The sequence below is a fragment of the Ruegeria sp. CDSA141 genome (genome assembly GCF_059612005.1).
This window is the reverse complement of the sequence record NZ_JBXWPT010000021.1, coordinates 46,974-54,155: the sequence shown is the minus strand read 5'-3', so window position 1 is coordinate 54,155 and position 7,182 is coordinate 46,974. Positions and strand designations below refer to the sequence as shown.

At 53.8% G+C, this 7,182-nt stretch carries 7 protein-coding genes; 2 read left to right on the top strand and 5 right to left on the bottom strand.

What is annotated here, in order from left to right; all coding sequences use genetic code 11:
- Positions 1 to 34: 34 nt before the first annotated feature.
- Positions 35 to 1,147 (bottom strand): sigma-54-dependent transcriptional regulator, encoded by a 1,113-nt coding sequence (locus AC2FLP_RS19760; RefSeq protein ID WP_496685707.1) that lies wholly within the window; start codon positions 1,145 to 1,147, stop codon positions 35 to 37.
- Positions 1,144 to 3,141: a sensor histidine kinase gene (locus tag AC2FLP_RS19755; protein ID WP_496685709.1), complete on the bottom strand. Its 1,998-nt coding sequence runs from the start codon at positions 3,139 to 3,141 to the stop codon at positions 1,144 to 1,146. Before AC2FLP_RS19755 ends, AC2FLP_RS19760 begins: the two co-directional genes overlap by 4 nt.
- A gap of 311 nt (positions 3,142 to 3,452) precedes the next feature.
- On the opposite strand from AC2FLP_RS19755, the gene AC2FLP_RS19750 reads away from it, so the two are divergent.
- On the top strand, positions 3,453 to 4,169 hold the full coding sequence (locus AC2FLP_RS19750) for a DMT family transporter (RefSeq protein ID WP_496710069.1): 717 nt from the start codon (positions 3,453 to 3,455) through the stop codon (positions 4,167 to 4,169).
- A 652-nt stretch (positions 4,170 to 4,821) separates the two neighbouring features.
- On the opposite strand, the gene AC2FLP_RS19745 is transcribed toward AC2FLP_RS19750, so the two are convergent.
- The 3 genes from AC2FLP_RS19745 to AC2FLP_RS19735 form a co-directional block, all read right to left on the bottom strand.
- A complete protein-coding gene (locus tag AC2FLP_RS19745) occupies positions 4,822 to 5,208 on the bottom strand; it encodes a YybH family protein (protein WP_496685713.1) in 387 nt (128 codons plus the stop codon).
- 25 nt (positions 5,209 to 5,233) lie between these two features.
- A complete protein-coding gene (locus AC2FLP_RS19740) occupies positions 5,234 to 5,668 on the bottom strand; it encodes a hypothetical protein (protein ID WP_496685715.1) in 435 nt (144 codons plus the stop codon).
- A 72-nt stretch (positions 5,669 to 5,740) separates the two neighbouring features.
- Positions 5,741 to 6,127 carry a YybH family protein gene (locus AC2FLP_RS19735; protein ID WP_496685717.1) on the bottom strand — a complete coding sequence of 129 codons (387 nt, stop codon included), beginning with the start codon at positions 6,125 to 6,127 and terminating at the stop codon, positions 5,741 to 5,743.
- A gap of 147 nt (positions 6,128 to 6,274) precedes the next feature.
- Between AC2FLP_RS19735 and AC2FLP_RS19730 the strand changes: the two genes are divergently transcribed.
- Positions 6,275 to 7,177, top strand: coding sequence for a LysR family transcriptional regulator (locus AC2FLP_RS19730; RefSeq protein ID WP_496685720.1), 903 nt, complete (start codon positions 6,275 to 6,277; stop codon positions 7,175 to 7,177).
- Positions 7,178 to 7,182 lie beyond the last annotated feature (5 nt).

Here is a 7,182-nt window from a genome sequence, read left to right as displayed (position 1 = left end):
TTGGCGGTTACGATGAGCCAGAAACCCTCTCTTATCAAATCGACCTAAACTGTCCCATTGGCGCTGACGTCAGACAACGTACATTCCCGGGCCAGTCATGTGCTAGCAGAGCAGCCAAATCGTCCTGATCAAGTTCTGGCGAGTCTATCTCATAAACCTGCGCGTATTCGTTCAAGAAATGCGTTGCCAACAGAACAAGATCATCCCGTCTTTGACGCAAAGGAGTTAAAGACAGGACAACGGTATTCAATCGAAACAAAAGGTCCTGACGCAGGCGACCTTCCTCGGCTGCCAGTACAACATCTTCGTTGGTTGCTGACACGACCCTGAAGCTTACTGGCACTGGCGACACAGCCCCCACCGGCAGCACCTGCTGATCTTCGATGACCCTTAACAGCTTGGCCTGCGCTGCAGGCGGGCATGAGCAGATTTCATCCAGAAACAAGGTCCCGCCCGATGCCGCCACAAGCCTTCCGTCGGATTCACCTGCGACGCCGAACATTTCCGCTTCAAACGTATCGGCCGACAACGCGGCGCAATTCAGCGCTAAAAACGGTGCCTCCGGCGAGCGGCCCAAATCATGTAAAGCATGAGCAACCAGCTCTTTCCCGGTGCCCGTATCCCCCTGCAACAAAACCGCAACCGAGGTATCAGCAAGATCAAGTACATCTTGTCGCAAGTCTGTGATGGCGTCTGTTTGGCCCAGCAGGATGCGGTCAAGGCCTGACAGTTTGAACAGCCGGTCTTTGAGGCGGGCATTGATTCTTCGCATTCGGTTTTGTTCAGCCGCGTGCCTCAGCACCGTAAGCAATCGCCGTGGCTCATATGGCTTTTCGATGAACCCATACGCCCCGTCCTGTATAGCCTGAACCGCCATCGGGATGTCACCATGTGCCGAAATCAATACCACCGGAGGTGCCACTTGCCTGTCCAGGGTGGCCAGCAATTCAAGTCCCGACATGCCGGGCATACGCACATCCGACAAAATGACATCGGGCGAGGCGTTGGCCAGATGTTCCGTCACCTGGGTCGCACGTGGCAAGGCGCTGACAGTCCAGTCGGCGGCTTCGAGCAATTCGACAAGAGATTGTCGCAGAGATTTGTCATCATCAACGACCAGAACTTTAAACGGTTGCCGCTGGGTCATTCGTTCGTTTCTTCAGTAATAGAGGCCATCGGGAAGGTGACACGAAAAACTGTTCCGCCGCCATCACGATTTCGGGCCGTCATCGTGCCATCGTGATCTTTGACAATGCTGGTGGAAATGGCCAGTCCCAAGCCCATGCCTCGCCCGCTCTCTTTTGTGGTTACAAATGGCTCTTGCAACTCAGCCAGCGTTGCCTCGCCCAACCCGTGACCGTTGTCCTGAATTTCCAACACTGCCTCATCATCAGATGCCATGATAGCGATTTGAATTTCAGGCGCATCCGCTTCATCCGTTGCATCTATGGCATTGCGCAAAAGATTGGTGATGACCTGTTCGATCCGCAGGGCACTGCCCCGGATAAAGACCGGATCGGTCGGCGCATCAACTGAGATTTTCACTTTGCCCTGCTCGATGTTTGGCGCAACCAGAGCCAAAGCGGCATTGACCGAAGTGCATAAGTCTACGTCGTCAAACGCCTCACTCTCTGAGCGCGCGAAGAACCGCAATTGGCGCGTGATCCCTTCCATCCTGTCGACTAGACTTCCAATTTTTTGCGGCAGCTTGGACTCACCGGAAGATGAGATCTCTTCTGCCACCAGGTGATTGCGCATCGCAGCGATGGGCTGGCCCAGTTCATGCGTGACCGACGCGGATAATTGCCCCAGAGCCGCCAATCGGCTTGCGCGCTCCAACTCACCTTGGGTGCGTTTGAGGCTCCGCTCGGCTGTCTTGCGGTCGTCGATTTCGATAGCGAGCCTTTCATTTGCCTCCCGCAGCTTTGCTTCTTCCTCTTCCGACCGCTCCAAGGCCGCGCTTACGCGCCTTGCGCGTTGTATCTGGAAAAAGATAAATGCGAGCCCCGCCAAAAGGACAAAGACTGCAGTTACAAGCCAACTACGTGCTACGGCCTGATCGTCACTTGCAAAATAGTGAAGCGACCAGCCATGGGGTAAATCCGTAGCTGCAAGGTGCAGGCGCTTCGTACCAGCAATTCTGGCCTGATCTCCCGGCAACTCAACCCAATCCAACACATCTAAGTCTTGCCCCGGAAACTGCCTGGCATCTCGAATCCGTTCTTGCTGAGTTTCTGACAATGGCGTCAACGAGCGATATTGCCAATCCGAGTTCGAAGAAAGCAAAACGACGCCGTCTTCATTGGCCAAAAGAACCTGCTCGCCCGAATTTTTCCAGCTTTCCTGAAGGTTGGAAAAATCAATCTTAATAGCAACGACGCCAGCTGGTTTTCCTGCTTCGCCACGCACCGCATTGGCAATGAAATAACCCGGCAATCCTGTTGTTGTCCCGATCGCGTAAAACCGCCCCTGGTCGCCGGAGAGAGCCATTTGGAAATATGGGCGGAACGCGTAATTCTGTCCTACAAAACTTCCGGCCTCACGGTAGTTGGAAGCCGATATCGTTATACCATTCCGATCCATCAGATAAATCGCGTCCAGGCCTGCTTGCGCTGCAAAATCCTCGAATCTCTGATTGAGAATTCCGGTACTGTCACCTTGCGCAGTTCCGATTACGAATGGGTCTTGCGCCATTACGTATGTGAGATGCGAAAAGCGCTCCAGCTCAGCGGTGACCGAACTTTGATAAAGAGAAAGCCGTCCCTGTGCTTTCGAAAGCTCTTCCGAAAGGAAATACCTGTAAGATGACAGGTAAAGGCCGGTGCTGGCGACAACTGCAGTAACCAGGATCGCAATATGTGACGATGACCGCATTAAGCACCCTTTGATCCCATAAGATAGGAACATAGTAGCTTGGGATAGTCTATCCCACACGCTGAGCGTGAGCGTAAGACACTGCTGCGTTGTGAATGAACGGCCAGTTTTCAGCCGCGTTACGGAGTTTGATTTTCTGTGCCAGCAACATCTGTCGCACTTTGCGCGCGCGCAGCATGAAACTAATATGACTGAAATGGGCTCACTGTCGGCATTCTCTGCGGTGGGCGTCGATTGGCGGTAAAAGCCCTTACCTGCCTTTTCCAAGCTACTTGACCTCTGCGGGTGCATGCGTCCGGTAAGCGGGCAAAGTTGCCGTTTATTTGTCTTGACGAGGTCACCCGCAATATAGCGTGTTAGTTGTCAGCAATGAACCAACTAACCTCAGCCAAGCGGAACGCCATACCCTATGCCCTTGCGGTCGTTGGTGTGCTTTTTGCATCCATCTGTTTTGGCCTTGTACCTTACTTTAGCCGTGGGCTCACCGATCAGGGCCTCGCTCCCTATGCGGTTGCCTTTTATCGGTACATCTTGGCAGCGGTTGTCCTTTTGCCCGAACTTGTAATGCATCGCTCGAAGTGCGGGAAATCGTCTGGGGTATGGTTGCAGGCGCAGTGATGGGTCTTGGCTGGGTCGGCTATGTTACCGCTCTTGAGACTGTTCCTGCATCGACGGTTGGTGTTCTCTACATGACCTTTCCGGTGTTTACGATTGCTATCGCATGGGCGCTTTTTGGTGATCGACCAACACGGCGTAGCCTTATTGCGGCTGGATTGATCGTTGTTGCTGCGATATTCGCAGGTTCTCCGGCATCTGTGCCTCCAGACCAAATTCCAATCCTGCTCGTCTCATTAGCGGCACCTTTCGGTTTTGGCTTCAGCATATGTGTTCTCGTGCACCGCCTGTCACGTATTGCGCCTTTAGCCAGAATGGCGTCAGTCTCGCTTGGGTCAGTTATTGGCCTTGCGCCTCTCATTCTTTCATCCGAGGTCGGCGAAATCCTACCAGAAAGTGGGGACGACTGGTTTCTAGTTGTCGGATTTGGCCTTGTGACGGCGCTTATTCCACAACTGATTTACACGATCTGCTCGCCTATTATTGGGGCAGCGCGCACTGCTGTAGTTGGAAGTATTGAACTACCCACGATGTTTGCTGTTGGCGTTCTTGCATTCGGTGAAGTAATCACGGGTGCACAGGCACTGGCCTGCGCGCTGGTTTTGGGTGCGATAGCTCTCACTCAAAGTCGGTCAATTCAAACTGTGACGACCGTGATCAGCAAGGAGCCTGAGAGGTAGCTTTGGTCTCGTTGCCGACTTTCTCTACGGCGAGTTTGGACACGCAGATTGAGCCCTTTGCAGACCACCGCTAGCACGACTGATTTTGCCAGCGCAGCACGTCGAGAACCGCAGAAACCGGACATTGTATTTCCTAGGCGGGATTGGTGGTCAGCAGGACATTGCTGCCGTTTGCTTCCGCGGATATTGCTGACGCAGCATTTGCTCGCACTTGCAGCACGGTCATCTTTGCACTGCAGCCGCGGTCACTAGAGCGGCCATTGCAAACTGGTCTAAGCCGTCAAATCCAAACTGCTCTTTGGCTCTTTCGCTGTTTGGTTGAGCAGTTTTCGAGACGCGGATCTAGGCGACGTGGAAACTTTGAACTTCGCTGACGCCGCATCATTTCGCGGTCACAGCTTTGCTACTATTGCTTCGCAAAGTGAGTTAGCAATGCTTTTGTTTGATGATATCGATTTGCGCCGATTTGAATTCGCTCTTTCGCTTTCTCGCACACATGTCAACGGAGCGCCGGTCTATCCGGCGCGAAATCCCACATGTAATGCGCGGGCGTCACGTCGACCTTTGCCCGAATCCCGATCTGTTTTGCAATCCCACCCAGCGATCATGAGAGCGTCCGGTAGCCGTGGGACGCCCTCAAATGCTCGTACGATCAGGCAATGCTTGGAGGACCGTTAGGGCAGTCGATCAGATACCCCCAACCGCCGTTTTCCAGCTTTTTGGCGACTTCGGTGGATTGGCCTTCGGCCATCACATTACCGTCCGGGGCAATAACGCGCCAGTTTGCGCGCAGCAGAGCGACATCGCCATTAATGACCTCGCTGAACACCTCGCTCTTGATTTGAGGGCGGATGTCCAAGAATCCTTCAAAGGCTTTGCGAGCCCCTTCCAACCCTGTCAGGGGCGGCTGGTCGGGTGGAAAGAAGATCCGGCAATCTGGATGGAACATTGAGGTGATGCCATCCAGATCACCTTCTTGCAAATAGGCGCTGACGCAATCAGCGATTTCACCGGGGTGATGGGCGATACGTTGTGTCATGTCGTTGCTTTCAGATTAGAGGTGATCAGAAATCGAATGGGCCTGCCGCGCGTAGAGCATCGGGAAGCCATGTTTCCTGAATGTGCAGCCAAGTCACCGGGTCGGTCATTTTCATTAAGACGCTGGACACACGCGCGTTTTTCTTTTCGGCTGACAACGCGGCACCTATCTGCCACTCGGTATATGTTACCATCACCAGATCACCGATTTCATGCCGGATGGTGACGTCGCGGATTTTGATGCGGAAGTCCTTGTTCGAGCCATACCCGCGGTCGAACCCGCCCTTGAGCATGTCGCCTGTCATGATGTGTCCTTCGGGCGGGATGAAGACGACATTTTCATCCAAGCGTGACAAGAACCGTGGCTCCAGTTGGTCGCGCTCTACGGTTCCGTTGAACCACTCGGTAAAGAAGTCGTGCAAATCGACGATTTCCTTTGTGACAATCTGAAGTGTTTTCATCTCGAACTCCTGGGGTCTTGGTTTTTCCTGAAAGAGGTCCGGTCGCGCCAGATCAGGCGCGGCGGCGACGGCCTAGGCCGGGCCGTTGTTGTCGATGTCGAGGAACATCTTCCACGCTCCGTTTTCGTCGCGCCTGTACACAAGCACCAAGCGGCCCTCAGGCTTCTTGACCTCGCCTGTGTCGCGCATCTTCATCGTGCCGTAGAAACGGCCGGACACGATGGCTGTGTCACCGTAGACCTGCAGATCTTCGATGTCATAACCAGAGATGATTTCTGCGGCGGCAATACGTGGGTTGTATTTGTCGCGGATCGCTTGCGTGCCGATTGTTACGGGGTTGCGTTCGTTCACCGTCATCACATCAGGATGGCATGAAGCCACCATCCGTTCGATGTCACCACTGTCGAGGCCATTGTTCCATTCGTCGATGGCGGCTTGGATTTCTTCACGTTCGGTCATTGTCTTGCTCCTTGGGTTGTTGATTGAAGAACCGGCTATCGACCTGATCTTCGTTGCCACATTTTTGCGTCTTGCTGAGTATGTATGGCGCTGCTAACGTAAGGATAACCCCACTTCATCCTGACAGCGAGATCGGAAAAGCGAACAATGGCCCGTAGTAGCTTTGGTGACATTCGTGTATTTGTCGAAGTCGCGCGCCGTGGTGGTTTCCGCGCGGCGGCCGAGCATCTTCAGCAAGCTCCGGCGTCGGTTAGTGAGGCAATCCAACGTTTTGAAGACCGTCTGGGCGTGCGGCTGTTTGAACGTTCATCACGGTCCGTCGTGCTGACACCGGTAGGCGAACAGTTCTATGTAAAAAGCCTGCCCGCCATACTTGATCTGGAAGGCGCGCTGGATGACATCCACGCGCAGAAAGATGAGGTCGCAGGCACCTTGAGGCTTTCGGCCCCTTACAGCGCTGGCCCCTTCTTTCTGGATGATCTGGTCGCGCGTTTCGCGGCTGCATTTCCAACGGTCGATGTCGAAGTGATCTATGATGATCAGAAGGTCGATCTTCTGACGTCAGGCGTCGATGCCGCCATCCGTTCAAGCACGCTACTCGGGCCAGATACTCATGCTGTTTCTGTTGGGCCAGAGCTGGAGATGACCATCGTCGCTTTGGCTGAGTACCTTGCGCAGAAGGGGACACCCGACCATCCGCGGGATATCCTAGATCACGATGCAATCTGCTATACTTTTGGCTCGGGTGATAATCTGGCCGCGTGGGAGTTCAACGGTCCAGAGGGTATTTACACGATACAGCCAAAACCGCGTATGGTGGTAAACGATATGCGGTCGCTTCTTGCCTATGCAAAGCAAGGGCTTGGTCTTGCATATCTTTACAGAGAAATAGCTGTGCCTCATTTGGAAGAGGGTGGCCTGACCGAAGTTCTTAGCGGCCAAGTGGGACAGCTTCCGCGCTATTCTTTGAATTACCGCAGTAAGCGTAATATGACACTACGGCTCAGAGCATTTATCGATATGGCAAAAGCGTCTGGCAAGGCGGCGTAGCGCAG